This window comes from Anaerobacillus sp. ABD4_527, assembly GCF_056160805.1.
This window is the reverse complement of the sequence record NZ_JBSWXZ010000002.1, coordinates 565,536-586,758: the sequence shown is the minus strand read 5'-3', so window position 1 is coordinate 586,758 and position 21,223 is coordinate 565,536. Positions and strand designations below refer to the sequence as shown.

29 protein-coding genes are annotated in these 21,223 nt (G+C 43.1%); 3 read left to right on the top strand and 26 right to left on the bottom strand.

Features of this window, described 5'->3' with window-relative positions:
* Window position 1 precedes the first annotated feature (1 nt).
* The 9 genes from ACXAHI_RS15125 to ACXAHI_RS15085 form a co-directional block, all read right to left on the bottom strand.
* On the bottom strand, window positions 2-478 hold the full coding sequence (locus tag ACXAHI_RS15125) for an N-acetyltransferase family protein (RefSeq protein ID WP_474849214.1): 477 nt from the start codon (window positions 476-478) through the stop codon (window positions 2-4).
* A gap of 132 nt (window positions 479-610) precedes the next feature.
* Window positions 611-1,447, bottom strand: a complete 837-nt coding sequence (locus ACXAHI_RS15120; RefSeq protein WP_474849212.1) for a DUF2785 domain-containing protein — start codon at window positions 1,445-1,447, stop codon at window positions 611-613.
* Window positions 1,448-1,501: 54 nt separating this feature from the next.
* A complete protein-coding gene (locus ACXAHI_RS15115; protein WP_474849210.1) occupies window positions 1,502-2,020 on the bottom strand; it encodes an N-acetyltransferase family protein in 519 nt (172 codons plus the stop codon).
* A 16-nt stretch (window positions 2,021-2,036) separates the two neighbouring features.
* Window positions 2,037-2,222: a hypothetical protein gene (locus ACXAHI_RS15110; protein WP_474849208.1), complete on the bottom strand. Its 186-nt coding sequence runs from the start codon at window positions 2,220-2,222 to the stop codon at window positions 2,037-2,039.
* 13 nt (window positions 2,223-2,235) lie between these two features.
* Window positions 2,236-3,123, bottom strand: a complete 888-nt coding sequence (locus ACXAHI_RS15105; RefSeq protein ID WP_474849206.1) for an EamA family transporter — start codon at window positions 3,121-3,123, stop codon at window positions 2,236-2,238.
* Window positions 3,124-3,159: 36 nt separating this feature from the next.
* The gene (locus tag ACXAHI_RS15100; protein ID WP_474849204.1) at window positions 3,160-3,561 is read right to left on the bottom strand and encodes a hypothetical protein; all 402 of its coding nucleotides are present in this window, start codon (window positions 3,559-3,561) and stop codon (window positions 3,160-3,162) included.
* A 155-nt stretch (window positions 3,562-3,716) separates the two neighbouring features.
* Window positions 3,717-4,592: a phosphotransferase family protein gene (locus ACXAHI_RS15095; RefSeq protein ID WP_474849202.1), complete on the bottom strand. Its 876-nt coding sequence runs from the start codon at window positions 4,590-4,592 to the stop codon at window positions 3,717-3,719.
* Window positions 4,593-4,682: 90 nt separating this feature from the next.
* Window positions 4,683-5,411: a PAS domain-containing protein gene (locus ACXAHI_RS15090; RefSeq protein ID WP_474849200.1), complete on the bottom strand. Its 729-nt coding sequence runs from the start codon at window positions 5,409-5,411 to the stop codon at window positions 4,683-4,685.
* Between the two features lie 269 nt (window positions 5,412-5,680).
* Window positions 5,681-6,667, bottom strand: coding sequence for a bile acid:sodium symporter family protein (locus tag ACXAHI_RS15085; protein WP_474849198.1), 987 nt, complete (start codon window positions 6,665-6,667; stop codon window positions 5,681-5,683).
* A 269-nt stretch (window positions 6,668-6,936) separates the two neighbouring features.
* Here ACXAHI_RS15085 and ACXAHI_RS15080 point away from each other — a divergent pair, with 269 nt between their 5' ends.
* Both ACXAHI_RS15080 and ACXAHI_RS15075 read left to right on the top strand, forming a co-directional pair.
* Window positions 6,937-8,544, top strand: a complete 1,608-nt coding sequence (locus ACXAHI_RS15080) for an ATP-binding protein (RefSeq protein ID WP_474849196.1) — start codon at window positions 6,937-6,939, stop codon at window positions 8,542-8,544.
* Window positions 8,537-9,223 carry a response regulator gene (locus tag ACXAHI_RS15075; protein WP_474849194.1) on the top strand — a complete coding sequence of 229 codons (687 nt, stop codon included), beginning with the start codon at window positions 8,537-8,539 and terminating at the stop codon, window positions 9,221-9,223. The genes ACXAHI_RS15080 and ACXAHI_RS15075 overlap by 8 nt, the downstream gene beginning before the upstream one ends.
* Window positions 9,224-9,281: 58 nt before the next feature.
* On the opposite strand, the gene ACXAHI_RS15070 is transcribed toward ACXAHI_RS15075, so the two are convergent.
* The 3 genes from ACXAHI_RS15070 to ACXAHI_RS15060 form a co-directional block, all read right to left on the bottom strand.
* Complete coding sequence (locus tag ACXAHI_RS15070; protein WP_442865182.1) at window positions 9,282-10,799, bottom strand: tripartite tricarboxylate transporter permease; 1,518 nt, start codon at window positions 10,797-10,799, stop codon at window positions 9,282-9,284.
* Window positions 10,800-10,814: 15 nt separating this feature from the next.
* Window positions 10,815-11,264 (bottom strand): tripartite tricarboxylate transporter TctB family protein, encoded by a 450-nt coding sequence (locus ACXAHI_RS15065; protein WP_270181185.1) that lies wholly within the window; start codon window positions 11,262-11,264, stop codon window positions 10,815-10,817.
* Window positions 11,265-11,327: 63 nt separating this feature from the next.
* On the bottom strand, window positions 11,328-12,341 hold the full coding sequence (locus ACXAHI_RS15060; RefSeq protein ID WP_474849192.1) for a tripartite tricarboxylate transporter substrate binding protein: 1,014 nt from the start codon (window positions 12,339-12,341) through the stop codon (window positions 11,328-11,330).
* A gap of 264 nt (window positions 12,342-12,605) precedes the next feature.
* Between ACXAHI_RS15060 and ACXAHI_RS15055 the strand changes: the two genes are divergently transcribed.
* On the top strand, window positions 12,606-13,028 hold the full coding sequence (locus ACXAHI_RS15055) for a VOC family protein (RefSeq protein ID WP_474849190.1): 423 nt from the start codon (window positions 12,606-12,608) through the stop codon (window positions 13,026-13,028).
* A 125-nt stretch (window positions 13,029-13,153) separates the two neighbouring features.
* On the opposite strand, the gene ACXAHI_RS15050 is transcribed toward ACXAHI_RS15055, so the two are convergent.
* The 14 genes from ACXAHI_RS15050 to ACXAHI_RS14985 form a co-directional block, all read right to left on the bottom strand.
* Window positions 13,154-13,348, bottom strand: a complete 195-nt coding sequence (locus ACXAHI_RS15050; RefSeq protein ID WP_270181183.1) for a helix-turn-helix transcriptional regulator — start codon at window positions 13,346-13,348, stop codon at window positions 13,154-13,156.
* 6 nt (window positions 13,349-13,354) lie between these two features.
* On the bottom strand, window positions 13,355-13,888 hold the full coding sequence (locus ACXAHI_RS15045; protein WP_474849188.1) for a DUF6773 family protein: 534 nt from the start codon (window positions 13,886-13,888) through the stop codon (window positions 13,355-13,357).
* 15 nt (window positions 13,889-13,903) lie between these two features.
* Window positions 13,904-14,623: a hypothetical protein gene (locus ACXAHI_RS15040; protein WP_474849186.1), complete on the bottom strand. Its 720-nt coding sequence runs from the start codon at window positions 14,621-14,623 to the stop codon at window positions 13,904-13,906.
* Window positions 14,620-15,468: an ABC transporter ATP-binding protein gene (locus ACXAHI_RS15035; protein WP_474849184.1), complete on the bottom strand. Its 849-nt coding sequence runs from the start codon at window positions 15,466-15,468 to the stop codon at window positions 14,620-14,622. Before ACXAHI_RS15035 ends, ACXAHI_RS15040 begins: the two co-directional genes overlap by 4 nt.
* 184 nt (window positions 15,469-15,652) lie before the next feature.
* Entirely contained in the window at window positions 15,653-16,231 is a 579-nt protein-coding gene (locus tag ACXAHI_RS15030; protein WP_474849182.1) for a GNAT family N-acetyltransferase, read from the bottom strand.
* A gap of 29 nt (window positions 16,232-16,260) precedes the next feature.
* Entirely contained in the window at window positions 16,261-16,878 is a 618-nt protein-coding gene (locus ACXAHI_RS15025) for a hypothetical protein (RefSeq protein WP_474849180.1), read from the bottom strand.
* 40 nt (window positions 16,879-16,918) lie between these two features.
* Window positions 16,919-17,866: a phosphotransferase enzyme family protein gene (locus tag ACXAHI_RS15020; protein ID WP_474849178.1), complete on the bottom strand. Its 948-nt coding sequence runs from the start codon at window positions 17,864-17,866 to the stop codon at window positions 16,919-16,921.
* Window positions 17,867-17,886: 20 nt separating this feature from the next.
* Complete coding sequence (locus tag ACXAHI_RS15015) at window positions 17,887-18,093, bottom strand: hypothetical protein (RefSeq protein ID WP_474813049.1); 207 nt, start codon at window positions 18,091-18,093, stop codon at window positions 17,887-17,889.
* A 287-nt stretch (window positions 18,094-18,380) separates the two neighbouring features.
* Entirely contained in the window at window positions 18,381-18,644 is a 264-nt protein-coding gene (locus tag ACXAHI_RS15010; protein WP_474849176.1) for a SunI/YnzG family protein, read from the bottom strand.
* A 226-nt stretch (window positions 18,645-18,870) separates the two neighbouring features.
* Complete coding sequence (locus ACXAHI_RS15005; RefSeq protein WP_474849174.1) at window positions 18,871-19,272, bottom strand: hypothetical protein; 402 nt, start codon at window positions 19,270-19,272, stop codon at window positions 18,871-18,873.
* A 165-nt stretch (window positions 19,273-19,437) separates the two neighbouring features.
* A complete protein-coding gene (locus ACXAHI_RS15000) occupies window positions 19,438-19,749 on the bottom strand; it encodes a hypothetical protein (RefSeq protein ID WP_474849172.1) in 312 nt (103 codons plus the stop codon).
* Between the two features lies 1 nt (window position 19,750).
* On the bottom strand, window positions 19,751-19,951 hold the full coding sequence (locus ACXAHI_RS14995; RefSeq protein WP_270181172.1) for a helix-turn-helix transcriptional regulator: 201 nt from the start codon (window positions 19,949-19,951) through the stop codon (window positions 19,751-19,753).
* 131 nt (window positions 19,952-20,082) lie between these two features.
* Window positions 20,083-20,817, bottom strand: a complete 735-nt coding sequence (locus tag ACXAHI_RS14990) for a M48 family metallopeptidase (RefSeq protein ID WP_474849170.1) — start codon at window positions 20,815-20,817, stop codon at window positions 20,083-20,085.
* A gap of 130 nt (window positions 20,818-20,947) precedes the next feature.
* Complete coding sequence (locus ACXAHI_RS14985) at window positions 20,948-21,214, bottom strand: hypothetical protein (RefSeq protein WP_270181170.1); 267 nt, start codon at window positions 21,212-21,214, stop codon at window positions 20,948-20,950.
* Window positions 21,215-21,223 lie beyond the last annotated feature (9 nt).

Here is a 21,223-nt window from a genome sequence, read left to right as displayed (position 1 = left end):
CTTAGAACCTCGCTAACGTTTTATCTAAACTATAGTACTGTTTGCCTTCATACATCCGCTCATCATAGACTTCGAACCCAAGAGAATGCCAGAATCGTAACGCGTATGTATTTTCCGCATGGACAGCGATTTGAATGAGATCCGCACCTTTTTCAACCATCTTACTCTCATAAAGATCGTACACTTTCCTAGCATAGCCACGCCCCTGGTATTGCCCATCGATTATCAGCAAACTTAACCACGGCTTCCGAGATCGCGGGCTCTCCATGCCGTATTCGATGACCCCTAGAACATGGTCATCCTCCTTCACCAAGTACCGTTCAGTATGAAACTCCTTCACATCACGATACTGCTCTTGTAGATCTGAGTCATCTAGCGTTTCTTTACCAAACGCGATCACATTATAAGCAGGGTTACGATTGAAAATCTCTTTCTCTACTTCGATCTGTGTGCCATTACTTGTTTCGAATGTAATCATTCTTTATCTCCTTTTATTAGAAGAATCGCATGATCATGCGTGGAATGAACATGAGGATATTTGCGATGATCTCGAGAAACGTAACTTCTCCAAGCTCTCGAAGAAACCCTTTTTCTCTTCGCTTTCTCACCGTTACTCACCGCTTCCATAAAACTTCTTCATCCATTTCTCTAGCACATCCTCGATCGCAGTCATCGTTTCTTCTGCCTCATGACAAAATTTTAGTCTGAAATAACAACTTTTTAGAAAGCCTAATACGTTCGCTTTCGTATGGGAAAACGCAGCGCTAAATCCTTCTTGGTCGAACAAAGAAGTGAGCTCATCGTCAACATGTTTCACCCATGATGCGAGGACATCATCTTTTAACCCTTTTAGAAGAAGTGCCTCCATCGCCATCAGTAACCGCTCGTCTTCATCGTCAACGTACACACCTTTTTTAAAGAGACAGTCAGCAATCGTATTCAGACAAGAATCGATCTGTTCTCTGCGAAACTCGTCATGACGAATCGCTTCATCAAGTGCATCAGCACCGTGCGCGATACTGTGCGCCCAGCCCTTCCCCTTCACATAACCTCTTGTATCACGCTCTTCCTGAAGGTAGCGCAGAACTGCTTCTGTTGTAACTTGAATCAGTTCATCTGGTAAAAAAGAGGATTCGCGGTCTTTATGTAGTATCAATGCAATTACCAGTACAGAAAATGAGCGAGTAAAAACGGCATCACCTTTTTCAGCACCAATATTATAGAAAAGATGATGATCATCAAGACACGTCTTTAACGTTTCGATCAACTGCTCTTCACTTAGATGATTCTCCATCACGAGATGACAAAACGTGCGATAGATCAACTCATCCCGGAGCACCGGGTCCGTCGTCCCGATTTCACTCAACATCTCTTGAAGAAGCGCATCCATGTCGACGGCCTCACAATCTAACTCTCTTAACGTCTTCTCTAGCGTTTCAACACTCACTAACATCGCCCCTTTTTCCATAGTTTAACAGATTAACAATTGCGAATGTCAGACTCAATCTAACAACCGACGAATCGAGGACCATCCATAGTTTACCGTGACAAGGGGATGACCGTTGATAAGATCGGTCTGTTCACTGAAAACCTCCCCATCCAATCGGTCATAAAAAGCTCTGGCAGCTTGATTCGCTTTGAAAGTCCCGATAAACATCGACTCCACATGATGGTTCAAGAAATGTTGAACTGCGTTTTGTATGAGCTGCTTCCCTATTCCAACATGCTGGTACTCCTGCAAGACATAGAGCATCTTGACTTCACCTTTATGACCTTTTGGAGGATGTAACGCAAACGTTCCAAGAACAAACCCGACGATTTTTTCATCGCATATTTTTACGAAGGAAAAAGGACGTCGAACATCACTTTGGAAGATCCGCTCAAATCGATCGAGGACCGTTTTATATGTAACCGTTTCTAAGAAATTCCGTGGTAGAATGGCTGCGTGACTTCTTAGAAATACTTCTATATAGATGTCCACCATCTCTGGTAGATCTTCTGATGTCATCTTTCTGATCAACGTTATCCCCCTCTCATCAACTTATTGCCTGCGATAACACATACATGAGCAGGAGCGCACCGATTCCAGCAGCGCGTATCCCGTAGAGCTTCTTCTCACTAACCTCTTCTCCATTCATCCTTAACCAAGCAGGATAAAAGAACCCGATTACCGGCGCAAGTATGAGTCCGATCGACATCAGTACAACTGCAATAACATCCATATTTAACACGTCCTTACCCAAGAGCTTTGTCTCTCGCCATATCCCCGAGTTCATTGATTACGATCGCTGCGACGATCAACAGCACCCCTATCCACTGTAAAAACGAAACGGCTTCCGACAGCACGATCATCGCCGAAATGATGGCAACAGGCAGTTCGATGGAACTTAGTACGTTCGCGAGTCTTCCTGAAATGAGCGGAGCGCCCTTCGCAAAGAACAGCGTCGGAATGACACCTCCAACAAGCGCAAGCCCTATCCCTAATAACAACAAACGACCGTCTATCACAGCGATCGTTGGAATGTCTCGAATGAACACGATTAGGACGAGAACGAGAGAACCAGCCACCATCAGCATACTGCGTACGATTGGATTGGATTCTGTTGCAACTTGCCCGCTAAAGAAAATAAAGCCTGCATAAGATGCGCCTGCGAGAAATCCTAACAATAAGCCGAGGGGATGAAGTGACGACACCCCGCTAACGATGATGTTCGACGCGAACACAACTCCTGTCAACGTGACGAGCAATGAGAGGAAATTCATTCTGGTTGGCTTGACCTTGCTGAAGATCCATTCGTAAATCATGCCGATCCAGACGAACTGAAAGAGCATGATGATGGCTAATGATGCGCTCAAATACAACATCGCACCGTAATAGAAAATGCTCGTTAATCCCATCGCCGTCCCTGTCATCATAATTTTCACCAGATTGCTTTTCGATTGGTTAACTCTTAATCCTTGTAGCAGGCATAAACTGAGTAATAATAGGAAGGCGAGCAGCATCTGAACAAGATTGACCTGCCCTAATGAGTACTCGTAGCCAAAGGCTGTCTTCACAAAGATCGGTGTGAACCCAAAGCTTCCTGCCCCGATCAGGACATAGACGATTCCTTTTATCTTCATACAGTTACCTCCTTTCCTAAACAAAAAGACGCACCCCTACTTAGGAGTAACGCCTTTGTCGTACCGTTGCCGCTTGAAAAACAACACATCGAAGAACGTGATCCCAACTGCAATCCCGAACGACGTGAAGAAATCAAGGGGACGGATGTCCGTTGACGTGATCAACGAGACCGCAACATCCATCACGGTCAGACCTCCAAACCAAGCTAAAAACTTTAGAAGCCTCCCCTTCTTTTCATCTCGGTCCATTCCAAACAATTTCACGATGGAAAGGATGGCAAGATAGAAAACAAAGAGAAACAGGAACACCAAACCAGCGATCACGAATCCTATTCCTAGGTTGCTGTTTATGTCTCTGTAGACGATTAGCATCATGAGCATTAAGCTGATCAGTAATAAGCTAAACAGGGTGACATTTACTTTATGTAGTCTTTTCAACGTAATTGCTCCTTTTGCGGGACAAGGGGACAGGTTTACTGTCCCTCTCACGTGAATATCAATTAGTTTAGTTGGGACATGGAACCTGTCCCTTCGTCCCTCTCTCCTTCCATAGTTTAACAGATTGCAAGACACGGGGACAGGTTCGCTGTCCCTCAAGTCTTATAGAGAAACCCTTTTAACAAACCATAGTTCCGCTCCATAAATGACCGATTTCTTTCAATCCCTCTCCTTTGGCACCAGCCAATCGAGTTGAAAGCATCTACGAATGCATAAAAAGGTAACACTTTTCCTAGGTCGATTAGTGGACGAATCGATCGATACCCTTCCTGAAAGGCTTCTAACGTTCCCGGAAAGACGCTGAAGATATCACGATTAATCTTTGTAAAGTCGATTTCTGTTGAACCGATTCTGACACTTTCAAAATCAATAATCCCTGCAACGCGATTCTCATAAACCAAAATATTTCCTGGACGAAAATCCATATGTATAAAACTCGGACCAACTTTAGGTGGAAGAGAATGCTGGAGCTGGTGAAAATGGTGAAGTGATCGCTCATACAACCTGTGATCGATGACTTCCTTCACATCCTCTGCAAATGAATAAAACTGTCGTTCAATGAACTGAGCCCAATCGTCATACTCGTTCGAAACGGCGCTCTCAAAATCCGAATTCTCAGGAACGATGGCATGTAGTTTGGCATGATGAACACCGATATCATATGCCAACGCGGGGTCAACTTTTTCAGATAGAGGAACCCCTTCGATTGCAGATAATAATAGTGCTCCAGTGATGTCATCATCACCTTCCCAGTAATCTAGCAATTTCGGCACAGGCAGCTCGTTTTCTAAACGCTTGAGAACCGTTACTTCACGGTCTCGTTTGACTTTGGAATATGGAATTTTAATATATACAAGCTGTTGATTACTGAGGTTCACCTTATATACAGTCGAGCTAAATGACTCTGGAACATTCTCGACTGCTAGCACGTTCAATTTGAAGGTGTCGATTACTTTCTGTAACTCATTCATGGGCATTCCTCTTTTCTGGGACACGGGGACAGGTCCTCTGTCCCACTAACCTGATATGTCACTGGGACAAGGAACCTGTCCCTTCGTCCCTCACCCAAACACGTCTCTTAATGCGATTCCTAAATTCTGATAAAAGGCTGCTTGAACGTTCTCTTCATGCGATTTACTCCACTCGATTGCGACAGACGGACGGACTCCCGTGATGATGACGTTCGTACCGATGAGGGAAACTGTTTTTACTAACTTTTGAATGTTTGCGAGAAGAACAGGATCAATATTTCCAATCGAGGAAAGGTCGAGGATCAATCTACTCACCCTGAGCTCTGAAACCCTTTCGACCCCTTTATCAATGATATGATTAAACTCATTTTCATCCATCGTGGATTGCAGAGGAAGTACTGCGATTCCTTCACTAAGAGGAATGACGTTTACTGACAAGCTTTCGACACGACTTACGAGCTGCAATTGTTTTTTATAGAGGTCTGTGACATCTGTAAACTCAACCATTGCACCCCAGACGATGCCATCTTCTCGAAGCAGTCTCGTTTGAATCGAGAGGAATGTATCGTATTTCCCATATTGATAAGGCATCACATCGATGTGATATTCTTTATGAGTCTTAACCGTCCTCTCTACATGCCGAACCTCTTCAGGAGCATCAGGGAACACCTCATACATGTCTCTCCCCAGCACTTCTTCAGGTGATAATTCTAGTAAACTTGCTCCAGATTTATTAAGTAACGTGATGCGATACTCCGTGTCGATGGCTAAGACTCCGTAAGAAACGTGATCTAGCACAGCACGAGAAAGGTCGTTCACTTTCATTCCCCCTTCACTACTTGAGTGATTGTTGTTTTATGCCGTCCTTTAGAAATAGGAACTATTCTCTATTAATTCGTCATCGTTCGTCATGTCTCCTTTTTTTGGGGGACGGAGGGACAGGTTCACTGTCCCTCTCACCTACATGGGGCTTGCAACTACCCATCTACTAAACACATATAGCGTGTCAGACGTTGTCGGCCTGACACGCTATGGCTTCTTTATTCATAGAAAGCCCAGGTCATCGACGATATGACCTGGGCTTTCGTTTAAATTCCGGTCCTTTGCAACTCAGTTTTAACCTGAGTGCTTGAATCACTCTCTTTTGGTTCAATCGGTTTCTTCGACCAAATCGTAGCAAGAATCGGCCCCGATATATTATGCCAAACTGCTGCGATAACATTTGGAAGTGCCGCTAGTGGACCGAAGTGAGCTGTTGCAAGGGCAACACCGAGTCCAGAGTTTTGCATCCCAACTTCTATAGAAATCGCACGTCGCTTACTTTCATCTAACTTCATCATGAATGCTGTAAAGTAGCCGAGCGAGAGTCCAACTAAATTATGAACCATCACAGCTGAGAAGATTAACAAACCTGATGTTGTAATACTCTCAACGTTTGCAGAAACAACAGCAGACACGATGATAATGATTGCCAAGACTGAGATCAGCGGAATGACGGCAGTACTTTTATCAACTGCGGTTGGAAACACTTTTCGAACAAGTACCCCTAACGTAATTGGTACGATGATGACTTGTACGATCGATAGAAACATAGCGATCGGATCGACTGGCAGCCATTGTCCGGCTAGTGCTAGCAAAATGAGCGGGGTTACGATCGGTGCGAGCATCGTAGACAAAGATGTCATCGCAACAGAAAGAGCAAGGTTCCCTTTCGCTAAATAAACCATTACGTTCGACGATGTTCCACCAGGTACAGACCCGAGCAATACGAGACCAGCAGCTAACTCAGCCGGCAGCTGGAAGACGATGGCTAGAAGCAAGGCGATCAAAGGCATGATGATGAATTGAGCAGCCACTCCTATGATGACAGGAACAGGCTTTTTTAGAACCAGTTTAAAGTCCACTGGCTTCAGTGTAAGTCCCATCCCAAACATCACGACTCCTAATAGAATCGTAATGTAACTTCCTAACCCTAAGAACGGTGTTGGAATGAAGTAAGCAATCAGTGCTACTCCAATTACCCATAGAGCGAAGTATTTTCCTGCAAGATTACTGATTGATTCTAAGATTTTCATAGACTACACTCCCTTATGCCAGTGGTTTCGACAGGTAAATCGACGGATCAAATGCTCACCTCGTATGACAAGTCGAATAGCTAATGAATCGAATTATACACAATAATCTAAATATTTCAAGAGGGACGCAGGGACAGGTTCACTGTCCCTCTTACCTAATAATTTTGGGACATGGAACCTGTCCCTACGTCCCTCACTTCCTTAGTCTTGTGCTCTTGTTAGGTCATCGTTAGAATAATAGTAAGACAATTCAGTCAGGAAGCGGGTACATGGGTAGAATGAAATCACTTTCTCTTCAAACTAAATTATCATTAATGATATTGGCACTCTTATTTACAGTTTTGTTTAGTATTGGGCTGATTTTTACACACTTATATTCAACAAGTGTTGAGGAGCAGATGGGAGAGCGTGCGTTAAATGTAGCTCAATCTGTCGCGATGATGCCAGCGGTGATTGAAGCGATGAAGTCAGAGAATCCATCGGAAATCATTCAACCCATCGCTGAGGATCTTCGGTCTAAAACAGAAGCTGAATTTATTGTGGTTGGCGATAAAGGTGGCATCCGTGTAGCCCACCCTGTACTTGATCGGATTGGAAAACCGATGGTAGGCGGAGATAGCCAGCAAGCTTTGGTAGGCGGGGAATCCTACGTCTCAAAAGCAGAAGGATCTCTTGGGTCCTCCTTAAGAGGAAAGACGCCAATCTTTGACGATGGAGAGATTATCGGTATCGTCTCCGTAGGCTTTCTAATAGAGGATATCGAACAGAAAGTCGATCGATTCGAGTTAAAAGTGATGAGTTTAATAGGAATGATCTTGTTACTCGGTTTAACAGGTGGATTTTTCATTGCAAAAAACGTAAAGCGGTCTATTTTTGGTCTCGAACCTTCCGAAATCGGAGCGATGTTTTTAGAGCGAAATACCATTCTTCAAACGATTCGAGAAGGCATTATTGCGGTTGATAAGAAAGGTGAAATCACACTTGCCAATCAAGAGGCGCATCGCATGCTGAATCGAGATGAAAAAGAAAGTTTAGAAGGACAACATATTCTGTCCGTTTTACCAAACACAAGAATGCCAGATGTTTTACATTCCGGAAAAGCAGAATATGATCAAGAAAGCATCATAGGGGAAGATCATGTGATTGTGAACCGAATTCCAATCATTCAAAAAGGTGAGGTCACGGGCGTTGTTTCTAGTTTCAGAAGAAAAACTGAAATCGAAGCGCTATCACGAGAACTCTCTCAAGTCCAAAGCTACGCGAATGTGCTTCGCTCTCAAACACACGAATACGCCAATAAGCTGTATACCATTTTAGGATTGATTCAGTTAGGTGCATATGATGAAGCCATCGACTTAATACATAAGGAAGCGATTGGATATCAGGAGGTTGTTCAGCTATTAGTAAAGGCAGTGCCAAACCCTATCATCTCAGCGCTAATACTGGGTAAGTACCACCGAGCTCATGAGCTGCATATTCAGTTTTCAATCGATGAAGAAAGCAATATGAGTGACCTTCCTGAATGGCTGGAGCAAGAAAAAATCGTTACGATCGTTGGAAACTTAATCGATAATGCCATGGATGCTGTCCTTGAGAAAAAGGAAGATGAGAGAATGATTCACCTCTTCATGACGGATATTGGAAGAGACTTGATCTTTGAAATAGAAGACTCGGGGAACGGCATACATGATGATGAAATGGAACAGATCTTTGTAAGAGGATTTAGTCGTAAGGATGGAAAAGATCGAGGAATCGGACTTTCTCTCGTGAAAAATGCACTCAATTATCTCGGCGGATATGTCACGATATCCAAAAGCCGTTACGGTGGCGCTGCTTTCACAGTTGTGATTCCTAAGGAGGATGATACCAATGTCTGAAATTGAAGTATTGATTGTTGAGGATGATCAGCGAATTGCTCGAATCAACCAGAAGTTCACGGAAAACGTCCCTGGTTACACTGTTATTGGAGTTGCTTCAAGCATTACCGAAGGAAAAGAACTTCTTGAAATTCTAGAGCCAGACCTCGTTCTACTCGATATCTTTTTTCCAGAAGAAAGCGGACTGGGATTGCTGTGGCACATTCGTGAACATTACAAAGAAACGGACGTCATGATGATAACCGCTGCAAAAGAAATAGAAGCAGTTCAAGAAGCGCTCCGTGGTGGTGCGATCGATTACATCATTAAACCGGTTATCTTTGATCGTTTTAAGCAAACCCTTGAAAAATTCAAGCAAACACGTGGTGAAATGAACCGTCAGAAAATCGTGAGTCAGGAAGAAGTAGATCACTTGTTTACGAGACATGGCGCTCAAAGGGCTACCGTAACCGAAGCCGCTCCAAAGGGAATCGATCCTCTAACACTATCGAAATTGAAAGGAGTTCTGCTAGAGCACACGCCTCAAGGCATGACGGCAGAAGAAGTTGGCAGTGTGATGGGATGTAGTCGAACAACTGCGAGAAGATACTTAGAATACATGGTTTCGCTAGGAAATGTGGATGCTGATCTGTCTTATGGATCGGTAGGCAGACCTGAGCGACGCTATCATCCAGTATAACTAACAAATGTAAAGAGCCGCTTTCAAACTATCATGAAAGCGGCTCTCTCTCTTTCTTTTAAGATGCTAAATGCTCCTTCTCTTCTTCTTCTTTCTTTTTACTTAGCTTACTTTTGATAAAAGGCAGCGTGAGAGAAAGAACTGAAAGAACAAGTAGAACGACGGTTACCGTGCTATCAAAAAACGTCATGTAGCTTCCGTTTGAAATCGTAAGTGCTTGCCTAAAGGATTGTTCCATCATTCCTCCTAGAATAAATGCTAGAATGAGTGGCGCTGCTGGAAAGTTTATGAGTCTCATTATAAACCCGATTATCCCAAATGCTAGTAGAAGATAAAGATCAAACGTGCTGAAGCTAACCCCATACACTCCGATCATACAGAAAATAATCACAAGCGAGATCAACAGCGCTTTTGGAATATAGAGAATACGCGCGATAAACGGAATGAGCGGCAAGTTCAGGACAAGTAAGAAAATGTTACCGAGATACATACTTGCAATCACACCCCAAAATACATCTGGGTGATCAGTTAGCATCAATGGTCCAGGTTGAACACCAACAACGAGGAGAGCCCCAAGAAGAACTGCAGTGGTACCAGAGCCTGGAATCCCTAGTGTTAAAAGCGGAACGAAAGCCCCGCTCGTTGCAGCATTATTCGACGTCTCGGGTGCAGCTAGTCCTTTGATGTTCCCTTTTCCAAACGAAGAAGGGTCCTTTGAAATCTTCTTCTCTGTAATATACGACATGAACGAAGCGATCGTTGCACCAGCACCTGGGAGCACTCCAAGGATAAATCCGAGCACAGAGTGCCTCGCAATTGGTCCCGAGATGTCTTTTGCTTCTTTCTTCGTGATTTTCAACGACCCAACGTTCGTATTTCCGCCCATCATTTTCGATTTCCTAGACAGAATTAGCGAGCATACTTCAGCAAGTGCAAACAATCCAAGTGCAATGATTAAAAAGTCGATACCTTCAAGAAGATTCGGGCTACCAAACGTGAAACGCTGTGTCCCTGTCTGCTGATCGACGCCAATCGTAGCGATGATTAACCCAATTGTGGCAGATATCAACGCTTTTACAGTTGAGCCTTCCGACAAGCTCGCGATGGCTGTTAACCCGAGCAGCATGAGAGCAAAGTATTCAGTTGGTCCGAACGAGACCGCAAAGCTTGCCATCAGGGGAGCAACTAACATGAGGGCAACAACACTCACTGTTCCACCCGCAAATGATGAGATGGCTGCAATGGCTAGTGCTTTCCCTGCCATACCTTGCTTCGCTAGCGGGTACCCGTCGAAGGAGGTTGCAACGGTCCCCGATATTCCCGGTGCGTTTAATAAAATAGATGATGTTGAACCGCCAAAAACGGCCCCATAGTAAACCCCAGCCATGAGAATAAGAGCAGAAGCCGGGTCCATGCCATAACTTAACGGAATCATGATCGCAATCGCTGAGATAGGACCAAGTCCAGGGAGCATTCCGATCAGTGTCCCAGCAAGAACGCCGATAAAGACAAACAGGATATTTTGGAACGTTAAAACAACTTGAAAGCCATACAGCATATTTGAAATCGTATCCATCATCTTTCCTCCTTTCTAAAAGGGCAAGATCCCCTGAGGTAAATAGATTTGTAGTAAGTAATTAAAGGAAAAATAGAGCACAAGCGTAAAGCCAACCGCAACGGCAATCAACGACTTCCATTTTGTATAACCTAACAATCGCGACGTAACGAGTAAGAAAAGAATCGTGACCACAACAAATCCAAGTAGCTCAAATAAAAGAATATAGACGAATATGAGGCCAGCAACTGCAAGCAACATCAGCACTTCATCTTTTTTCATATTACTTTTCTTTCTGTCATGAACAGGATTTTGAATAAACAATAGAATTGAAAGTGCCGCGAGTAAAAATCCGAGTCCTTTCGGAAGCGCATCAGCGTCTACGATGGCATACGGAAATGGTGGTAGGTTAAAAGTAAAGACGAGATATGCAAACGAAAATACGAACAAAAACAAAGCTACTTTTCGTTCAACACTAGCGAGCATAGCGTGTCACCTGCCTTTTATGTAATACGAAAGGTCAGCATGTGCTAACCTTTCGTTCCCTTCTTATTTTGCTAGACCGACTTCCTTCAAAAGTGATTCCATCGTTTCTTTTTCTTGATCAAGGAATGCTTGGAATTCTTCACCTGACATAAAGTTATCATTCCAACCAAAGTTATCGCGCTGAGCTTTCCACTCGTCCGTTTCCATCATGTCTTTCACAGCTTGCTCATAGAATGCTCTCGCTTCAGGACTCATCTCTTTTGGTCCCATAATCCCTCTCCAAACAATGAATTCGTCTTCGATTCCCTGTTCTTTTAGCGTTGGAAATTCTGATACCGTTTCACCTTCAAGCGGCTCAGGAGACGTCACGGCAAGCACTTTCACTTTACCGGCGCGTGCCTGTTCCGTTGCTTCAGCGAGACCAGTTGAGTAAACATCCACTTTGTTACCAAGCAGCATGCTCATCCCACTGCCATCTTGAGCTGACACGTATTTCAGCTGCTTAATATCAACACCTGCTGCTTTTACCGCTTTAACGAAAGCCATGTGATCCATACTACCAGGAGAAGAATCCCCCACAACCGAAACGGAAGTTGGATCTTCTTTTAGAGCTTCAACAAGATCGTTCATAGAGTCGTACGGTGAATTAGCAGGGACTGCAAAAGCTGAGTAGTCTGCGATAACACCAGCGATCGGCGTAAAATCATTATGACCAAGATCAGATTGACCGTTTAAAGGAACGAACAAAATCGGCGGTGATGTGACGAAAAGGGTGTGGTCGCCGCCTTTCTTATCCACATAAGACCAACCGACGGCTCCTCCACCACCAGGTTTATTGGCAACAGCCATACGCTTATCGATCACGTTTTCTTTTTCCATCACTTTTGAGATGGTTCGAGCCGTGGTATCCCAACCACCACCAGCTCCAGCTGGTGCGATCATCTCAATCGGTTTTGTTGGACTCCATTCACCACCATCTGCTGATGAACTACTAGAACTCTCACTACTACCACACGCGCTCAAGACAAGTGCGCTTCCTAACAATAGTGACATAAACATGCTTTTTCTTTTTTTCATCTTGATAACCCTCCTAATTTGTAATCGCTTACATTCCCGATAACCAAACTATATCTAATCTTTTGTAAGATTTTAATAAAACGGAAATAAGAAAGGTTTGTTTCATTTTGAGCATTTTGTTCATAAAGTTCATCAGGGACAGAGGGACAGGTTCACTGTCCCTCTTACCTGTTATCTCAACTGGGACATGGTACCTGTCCCTCTGTCCCCCCTCCGCCCCCCAACAAATGCTATAATAAAACAAAACAAAGGAGTTGATTCCTAATGGTACTAAGACTCACCCCCTTCTTAAACTTGAAAGGAAATGCAAAAGAAGCTATTCAGTTCTATGAAAAAGCAATCGATGCCGAAGTCCTTTGGACCCTTACTTACGGAGATATGCCAGAGATGCCCGATACATATACAGACGACCTGAAAGATTTTGTGGCATCGGCAAAGTTAAAAGTTGGTGAATCAGAACTCATGATCTCAGACGTTCCTGACGCAACACCTGTAGAGGAAAGCAAGCAGATCACCATTGGCATCACAACGAACGATGTGGAAAAATCAAAGCGGATCTTTGAAGCTCTCCAACAAGGTGGGAAAGTCAACATGCCATTTGGAGAACAACCGTTTAGTCCTGGTTTTGGCGATGTAACGGATAGGTTCGGTGTTACGTTTCAAGTGTATACGGAGGTTAAAAGCTAAACGAAAACAGGAGTGTATGCATCATTCGCATACACTCCTGTTTTTGTTGGGACATGGGGACAGGTTCACTGTCCCTCTCCCCTTATACATCAGCAGCTGGGACAAGGAACCTGTCCCTCCGTCCCTCACTCCTCCCAAAACAAATCATCCAGCGTTTTTCCGAGCGCTTTACAGATCGCCACACATAGTTGAAGGGTAGGGTTATACTTTCCGAGTTCGATCAGTCCGATCGTTTGCCTTGAGACGCCTACCTTTTTCGCAAGCTCCTGCTGCGATAAGTCATGTTCGACTCTGGCCATTTTCAGCTTTTTATTTTTCAACGTTGATCACCGCACATCCTGTTCATCTTCATCGTCCATGTCCTCGAGCTCTTCCTCGTTCACTTTATCACTCCGGTACTTCGCCAACGCGTAAGGAAGGACAAGAATGGCAAACATAAAGGGAATATACATCATCATACACGCGAAAAAGATAACGAAGAAGAACTCAATCGTCTCTGCTCTCGTTTCACCGAATCGCTGTGAATTGATCGTCGCGAACGTTAACGAAATGCCCAGTCCAACAAGTACGCTGATCACCATATTTTTCGTGTTCATCTTCCACTTACTCGACCGATCATGCATCTCAACCTCATCCGTGAAAATGCCAAGCATCGACGAGCGTAGGACATAGTATGCGCCTCCCCCAATAACGATCACAAGCTCAAGCCAGACTTTTCCTAAACTAATGTCCCCAAAGAACTGCTCATAGCAAATCGACAGCCCACAAAGCCCTACCACAATGGCATAAAGTTCCCGGAAAATACCATTCTGAAGCGCTGTTACTCGCTCATCAAATACCTTTCGTTTAAACAATCCCATGCCTCTTCCCCCCTATCAATAATCGACCTTAGGTAGTTTTATAAAAGCAAACGCAAACAAGCAGAGCGACACAAACACCGTAATCATCATATCGTACCCCTCCATCGCCAGAAAGCCAATGTTATTCGGCAGCGTATACAGAGGAAGATGACCGATGAACTCTCTCGCAAAAGCAGGTAAACTTTCAACCATTTGCACCATTCCGAGGAGGCCTGGTAGAACGAGAATCGTCACAAGCGCAATAATCATGATGTTCATTGTCTTCTGATAAAACATCGAGATGACGAAAAACAGAAGCGTGAAGAACAATCCGAATAGCACGTAATGAAGAATAGCCGCCCCAACGTCACTCAAGCTAAAAGCCTGCCCGTTCAGCACATGGTTCACATACAGAAGTACTCCGCAGCCGATTCCGAACAGCGTCGATACAGCCCCCATCACGACAAGCCTTGAAATCAAGTACGTGATACGGTCACGAGTAGAAGAAAAAAGCAGGTAGATCGTTCCGTGATGAAGATCAGCGACAACTACCTTTGCAGAGTAGATGCCAAGTGCGACCATCGCAATCGTCGCATATAGACCCGCAACGTTTCTTGGCTGAAATGGTCCACCTAGTTCGTAGATCGAATAAATGATGCCGCTCCCAAGTGCAAGTGAAAGTACGATCGATAAAAATAATGGAAGACTGATCACATTTCGTTTTAGTTCAAGTGCTAGGAATTTTCCAACATTCATGTCGCTTCACTCTCCATCTGTTCAAAATAAAAATCCTCTAACGTCGCCTGCTTTTTCTCCACGTTTTCTGGGTAAATTCCTTCCTCAGCAAGCTCCTTCAACACACTTTTCACATCCTCCGACAGGACACTTACCTCTGCTCCATTATGCGTCACATCCCAGCGCTGACTTAAGATGGCGACCGCCTTCTGTCGATCTTGATTAGATAGCGTGATACTCAAAATGCGCTCAACTTGCTTGCCGGTATACTCGCTGATGATCGCCCCGTTTTTTATCACATAAACACGGTCACTAATGTTCTCAACATCCTCTAAGATGTGACTCGAGATCAGCAACCCGATGTTCCTCTCCTCCACAAGACGTTTGAGGTAGCTTAAGATATTCCGTATCCCATCAGGATCCATCCCGTTCGTCGGCTCATCTAAAATTAGATAGTCTAGATTCGAGACGAGCGCAAGCGCAATCCCCAACCGCTGCTTCATACCGAGCGAGTAATGCTTTACTTTCTTTTTTAAATAAGGAGCCATTCCAAGTGACTGAACGACTTCATCAACCTGCTCAGTGCTAGCTCCATACAGTGCACAAAAGTACTTGATGTTGTACGCCCCACTCTTACTTGGAAAAAACTTTGGCTTCTCGATCAAGCTTCCGACTTTTTCCGAATTGTTAACGAATTCCCCATCATACGTGACGATCAGTCCTGATAATACTTTCATCAATGTCGTCTTCCCAGCTCCGTTCGGCCCAACTAACCCAACGATTTCTCCATGCTGTAGCGTAAAGTCGATCTCAGACAGGGCAAACTCACCCTTCTTGAACGACTTTGTAAGACGTTTCAATTCCATACTCATTTCCCCACCCCACAAATTGTTAATTAATACCTTCTTTTTCCATTATATAATAAGAATGTCTTTTTGCAACATATATATGTCATTTAGATTATTATATTAATTAAAATCCCTTGATGTTCCAGTGTTTAAGCAAATAAAAAAGAGCCTGGAGGCAGTCTTGCCTTCCAAGCTCTCATGGTTACACTCTCTCAAATGTCCCTCTTCTACGTATCGTCTTAAATCCCAACTCTTCATAAAGCTCAATCGCACCTGGATTATTTTGATTAACATGGAGCACGACCGAGTTCTTTCCATCTTGACGAAACGCCTCTAAACAGCAGCATGTCAACTCTGCAGCAATCCCCTTACGACGCCATTTCGGGATAACCCCAACTTGAACGATATAGCCTTTCTCATCTGGAAACTCCTCGTCAGCATCGGCCGCAATAAACCCGACTCGTTCATCTTCAACAGTTGCGAGGTACGAACGTTTAGGAAGAAAGGTTGGACTCGATGAGATCCACTCCACCCATTTCTCCACCGACCACCCTGGGAATCCTGGCCGATCTTTGAACGACGCAGTATACACATCGTAAAAGTCTTTTTCAGAAGATCCTGTCCAACTTTTAAGTGTCAAAGGAACTGAGTGGACGAGTTTAGGAATCTCTGACAAGTCATGTTCCATCACATATTCCATAAATACTAATTCGTATCCCTCTTGCAAAAACGATTGAACCGCGTCATCCGTGATGTTTTCACTTTTTACTTGATCAACCATCTGCTCTCCTCTTTTCAAGATGCCTTCAGTTAGAGCGAATGAGCATTCTCTTCTTCATCCTGGTTCGAATGCTCCTCAGACAAGTTCATTAAAGCAGTAGTCACCACTTTTACAATCAGAATAAACATGAACACTAGCACAGCATCTCCTATATACGAAACGACCCAAATGAACGTAAAGGGATCGTAATCTGACTGCATGTTGAGAGACGAATTGATAACACTCGTAATCACATAGAGAAAGTAATAGATTGGCGTATAAATCGCGAGCTTCTTTCCTGCTTCAAAGGCTGGAGAGCTCTCTTTAAAATACTTCGCCATCGTGGCGTACACATTCCATAAACCGTATAGGTTGTAAATCGGGATCATCACGCGTGCTAGCGCTCCACCTGGAGTGATTGGGTACGAGGCATTCATTTCTCGTAAATCGTTATGTACTTTGTAAAGCCATACAAGGTACAGCACGATACAAGTTAGAAAATTAATGCTCAAAATAACTGTGACGGCGGAATCATAGTACAAGAACGATTCACTAACACCAATCGTTCTCACTATAAAAATATTGATTAATAAAATCGTCGATAGGACAATATCCACCCATAGAAACTTTGTTAGTACGCCTCCTAGTTTTTTCGATCGTAAATTCATCTGCATTCCTCTTTTCAACTAAAATTCATAGATGTGAACCTTACAGATCAAGAAACGAATGACCTCGTTCGATCCTCATTCTAAAATGATTCATGATTCGCATCTGGTCCTCAGTAAGCTTCTCTTTATCCCAGTACATGTGCATCAAGCTGTACTCAAAGAGTTCTTTTAACTTGATAAATAGAGGAAGCTTCTCCACCATCTCTTGTGAAAGTTCATTCTCCTCTTCGTACCCTTCGAGAATCGCACTCGTAATCTCACGTCCAAAGTCCACGATGTTGCCTCCACCTGTGAATGTATACTCGATCGCACTATAGATCGGTACGGCTAGGTCGAAAATATAAAAGTGCTTCTCGCAATCTTGAAAATCGATAAACGTCATGTTCCCATCATCATCAACAACGGTGTTTTCTAGCCAGATATCGCCGTGCAGTAATCCATAATTCTCATCTGTTCTCGGTATGTTCTTAATCGTTGTATGAACGTCTTCCGCAATTGCTCGAATCACACGTTCTTCCTCTGGAATATGAGCAAGAAAGTCATATTCCCCGCTAGCATACCAGTCATCGATGTGCTTGGTCGGATGCGTTTGTTCAAACTTTTTAGAAGCAAGATGCAAGCGTCCAATCTGACGCCCCAACTCTTTTAACACATCTGCATTCCATTCACTCCTCGGCAGGTGTTTGCCAGGCGCAGCTTCGTACAGCACCGTTAACACATCTTTATCTGGAAGCGAAAGGGTTTCAACAACGTTCCCATTTCGTGACGGTATTGCAGGAGATATGCCGACGCCTTCGTTTCGTAGAAATTCCGTATAGCGAACTTCCTCTGCCTGCTCATCGAAACTCTTGTAATTCGTAACTCTCGCATAGTACGTTCCATCTTCAGCATGACACCGGTACATCTCATTTGTGACGGCTTCTACATTGTTTAGATCAACTGAGTATAATTCGTTTAGTCGTTCGCGTATCGTTTCTACCAACGTCATTCTTCCCTTCATGAAATCTATTATTCTCTTAAAACCTTCATTGCGAGACTTGCTAGTAAGAAGGAGCTCCCCACCATTACCGGTAATACGAAAAGGAGTCCAATCAGATCAGTCTTATAATGAAATGGTATGTACTTATTCCAAAGCCATCCTACCACTCTCCACTCGATCAGAAAGATACAGAGTGTCATCATTAAGTAGATGGCTTTCCTTACTAGATTCTTCAAACGTCTCCCTCCATAAGGAATTAGGTAGTTCGCGGCAATTGTCCTCCTTGAGTATCCCTACCAATTATTTCAAAACAGGGTAGTTTCCGCAATTGTTGTTTCCATGAAAAAAGAAGCTTACCATGAATAAGCTTCTTATCGAATGGTAGGTAAATGGATATGGTAGATATCTTTTTCTCCTATCTTATTGGCTACATATAGAAAAGCGGCAGTAAATAGAACCACTACGTAGATCTCCATATTGATTGCTCCCTTTTATTTTTGGTTTAGCGTAAACCCTAACTTCACTAAGCGACGTACGATAAAATTCTTTCCTTCATTCCACCAATGTTGGTAAATAAGATGTACGTATCTTTTGTTGTCTTGATCACGACTGTATCCGTGCTTGCATAAGGGTTGCCGATCCGAATAGCTGACTTCACTTTCCCTCCAAACGTATTGTCATAATCGACTTCTACGATTTCCGATATTGGAATCTCAATCTTACTTAGCTGCCATTTAATCACAAGGTTTTCATCTTTCTTCGTCACATTAATTTCGAATAAGTGCATGTGATTCACTCCCGTCTTCTTAGTAATAGATACGAATGGCAGTGGTAAAAGTTTCAATTAATTTCCATACAAGATGTAAAAAAACAGGAACCTATTTTACTTAGTTCCTGCTCCACTATTTCCTCGTCTTATTTAATCATTGTTGTAAAATAATGAACCAATTTCTCTTCTCGCCAATAGTACCAACCCCGATGTTTAGTAGGATTACCATCAACGTGGTAATCCCTCATCGCCTCTTCTCTCTGTCCATAAGTAGAAAAAGATTTATCACAACTAAGAAGCCAATATGCAATACTGGTGCTAATTGAAGCTGTGCAACAGCAGCACTATCATTCGTTATGTCAGTTTTCAAGACTAATAGATTGAATAGAAAAATGAGAACGAGTACGCCTAACGAAATACCTCGTCCAAGCTTACTTTTTAATGACATTAGTGCTATTGCTAGGAGTAACGTTGAAACGAAAAAGAACGTCTGTGACCAAATAGCTTCAGTTGTTGTGAAGGAAACGGGGATATCTGATATGATGAGCATCTTGTACCCAAATGCCATCAAGCCAACGAGACAGCCCATCGTCATCGTTATCGCTGTTAAGGTTACTTTCAAAATTGATTTGATATGAACACACACCTTTAATATCTACTCCGAATATCAACCACATATTTTGAATGCGGTAAGGAATGAACCTCCCACTGTTCTTTTCGTCTATAATGTAAAAACTAATGTATTCGGTGATATTAATCTCAAAACTTTGAGTTTTACCTTCCTCATTCGTTCGTCTTCTTTAATGACAAACTACGCACTCATCTTCTTCGAATTAATCCCATAAAACATCATGTACGAAAGAACTGCAATTCCTATGTAGAATAGCTCTAAACTTGTATTACTTAGTTCTGTGGCACCACCACGGATATTAAAGAAACCATATAAAACGTTGATGACGAGAAACAGCAATACCGTTAACCAACTCTGTGTAATCGAGCGCTTCTTGATTTCACGCTTCCTCTCATCGTCACTCTTGCCAAATGGATAGTCGCGTTTCCCAGTTAGGAATCCTGCTAAGAATATCCAGATGACAACCACGATACCTTGGATAAGTAACTGCATCTCATTCACTCCTTTTGTAGTTAAATAACTCCTCTAGCGGGGTTTCGAGAACAGAAGCCAATTCAAACGCAAGATGGAGTGTAGGATCATACTTATTGTTCTCGATGGCATTGATCGTTTGCCGCGAAACGGAACAAGCCGTTGCGAGATCTTTCTGCGAGAGGTTTCTTTTCTGGCGAAGCAACTTGATGTTATTTTCCACATTCATCACCACTCATATGTCAAATACTCTTTACACCTACACTGTAATATAATCCCAACTGTGTGTCAAAAGGTTTTGACACACATTCGACAGGTACCAGGCACCTGTCGAGGTGCCTGGTACCTGTCGAATTAGCTTACCTTGCTTATCCTCTTTTCTATCGAAGGGTGCGTCGCAAACAAACTGAAGCTTTTCTCATCCACTAACTTGTGTTCTTTTAGCTTCTCTAACGTTTCGCTAGCATCAGTTGCTTCTACGAATGACCTCCCAAATTGATCAGCTTCGAATTCTCGCTTCCTAGAGAAAACAAAGTGCATCATGAAACAAGAGATATAAGTAACAAATGCAAAGATCAGAAGAGGAATGATTGGAATCATTGATCCTACATTCGACGTGATGATTAGTATAGCGATTGGCACACCTGACAGAACAAAAATAAACGAGAGAGCATTCTTAATCAGATGATTCTTTTTCACATGGTAGTACTCGTGAGCAATCAAAAACGTTAACTGCTTTACATCAAGCGTTTGTAAAAGCTTTTCTCCAACTACAATCACCATCTCATTTTTCCGATAAAGCGCTGCGGCATTATTCTTCAGAAACTTGGTTGAAACAAAAATTTGCGTGGTGCTCTTTGGATCGATTTTCTGAAGGATATCATCTAGAAAACGTTCTTCCTTCACGCCCGCTCTTTTCAACTTCGCATAAGAAACAAGCGGTACAATCATGCTGAAGATCGTTAACATCACGCTCGCATTGAATAAATAATGAATAATATTATCGCTTACCCCAACTGAAACGACGTCGAACTTCAGTAAAGCGAGGAATACCAAACTCGTCATAGAAATAACCTGTAAAACTATCATGCATCAGACTCCTCCACCTAAATAATGGATAAAACCACCCAACCATCATAACATTCATACCAGTCAGAGAAGCACAAAAAGGGAACTTCTTGAAAAATCAAGAAGTTCCCTCTATCCAACAGTACGATATTTAAAAGAGTAATAAACTTACACCCGTAGCAAGAATCACGACGCCAGCAATCGAAAAGAATAAGCCGGACCGGTTTTCGCCTTTGATACGATTCGAAAGACCAGCTAGTAGATTCAGCGCACCAAACGTGATCAAGCTTCCTAATAGAAGACTTTCCTGTTCAGGATACATCAGATACATCAGTGGTAAGAAGAGAATTGAGGTAGCAAGAACCACCTGAACAATACTTAGTGAATATAATAGTTTGGACTGTGCTTCTGTACTCATACCATTCCC

Coding starts and splice junctions, on each gene's coding strand:
- ACXAHI_RS15025 (WP_474849180.1), bottom strand. CDS start 16,878: ATGAATTTACGATCGAAAAAACTAGGAGGCGTACTAACAAAGTTTCTA.
- ACXAHI_RS15040 (WP_474849186.1), bottom strand. CDS start 14,623: ATGAATGTTGGAAAATTCCTAGCACTTGAACTAAAACGAAATGTGATC.
- ACXAHI_RS15000 (WP_474849172.1), bottom strand. CDS start 19,749: ATGCAGTTACTTATCCAAGGTATCGTGGTTGTCATCTGGATATTCTTA.
- ACXAHI_RS15080 (WP_474849196.1), top strand. CDS start 6,937: ATGGGTAGAATGAAATCACTTTCTCTTCAAACTAAATTATCATTAATG.
- ACXAHI_RS15075 (WP_474849194.1), top strand. CDS start 8,537: ATGTCTGAAATTGAAGTATTGATTGTTGAGGATGATCAGCGAATTGCT.
- ACXAHI_RS15010 (WP_474849176.1), bottom strand. CDS start 18,644: ATGCACTTATTCGAAATTAATGTGACGAAGAAAGATGAAAACCTTGTG.
- ACXAHI_RS15045 (WP_474849188.1), bottom strand. CDS start 13,888: ATGGGATTGTTTAAACGAAAGGTATTTGATGAGCGAGTAACAGCGCTT.
- ACXAHI_RS15030 (WP_474849182.1), bottom strand. CDS start 16,231: ATGGTTGATCAAGTAAAAAGTGAAAACATCACGGATGACGCGGTTCAA.
- ACXAHI_RS15035 (WP_474849184.1), bottom strand. CDS start 15,468: ATGGAATTGAAACGTCTTACAAAGTCGTTCAAGAAGGGTGAGTTTGCC.
- ACXAHI_RS15095 (WP_474849202.1), bottom strand. CDS start 4,592: ATGAATGAGTTACAGAAAGTAATCGACACCTTCAAATTGAACGTGCTA.
- ACXAHI_RS15105 (WP_474849206.1), bottom strand. CDS start 3,123: ATGAAGATAAAAGGAATCGTCTATGTCCTGATCGGGGCAGGAAGCTTT.
- ACXAHI_RS15125 (WP_474849214.1), bottom strand. CDS start 478: ATGATTACATTCGAAACAAGTAATGGCACACAGATCGAAGTAGAGAAA.
- ACXAHI_RS15020 (WP_474849178.1), bottom strand. CDS start 17,866: ATGACGTTGGTAGAAACGATACGCGAACGACTAAACGAATTATACTCA.
- ACXAHI_RS15085 (WP_474849198.1), bottom strand. CDS start 6,667: ATGAAAATCTTAGAATCAATCAGTAATCTTGCAGGAAAATACTTCGCT.
- ACXAHI_RS15065 (WP_270181185.1), bottom strand. CDS start 11,264: ATGCTCGCTAGTGTTGAACGAAAAGTAGCTTTGTTTTTGTTCGTATTT.
- ACXAHI_RS15110 (WP_474849208.1), bottom strand. CDS start 2,222: ATGGATGTTATTGCAGTTGTACTGATGTCGATCGGACTCATACTTGCG.
- ACXAHI_RS15055 (WP_474849190.1), top strand. CDS start 12,606: ATGGTACTAAGACTCACCCCCTTCTTAAACTTGAAAGGAAATGCAAAA.
- ACXAHI_RS14985 (WP_270181170.1), bottom strand. CDS start 21,214: ATGAGTACAGAAGCACAGTCCAAACTATTATATTCACTAAGTATTGTT.
- ACXAHI_RS15060 (WP_474849192.1), bottom strand. CDS start 12,341: ATGAAAAAAAGAAAAAGCATGTTTATGTCACTATTGTTAGGAAGCGCA.
- ACXAHI_RS14990 (WP_474849170.1), bottom strand. CDS start 20,817: ATGATAGTTTTACAGGTTATTTCTATGACGAGTTTGGTATTCCTCGCT.
- ACXAHI_RS15070 (WP_442865182.1), bottom strand. CDS start 10,799: ATGGATACGATTTCAAATATGCTGTATGGCTTTCAAGTTGTTTTAACG.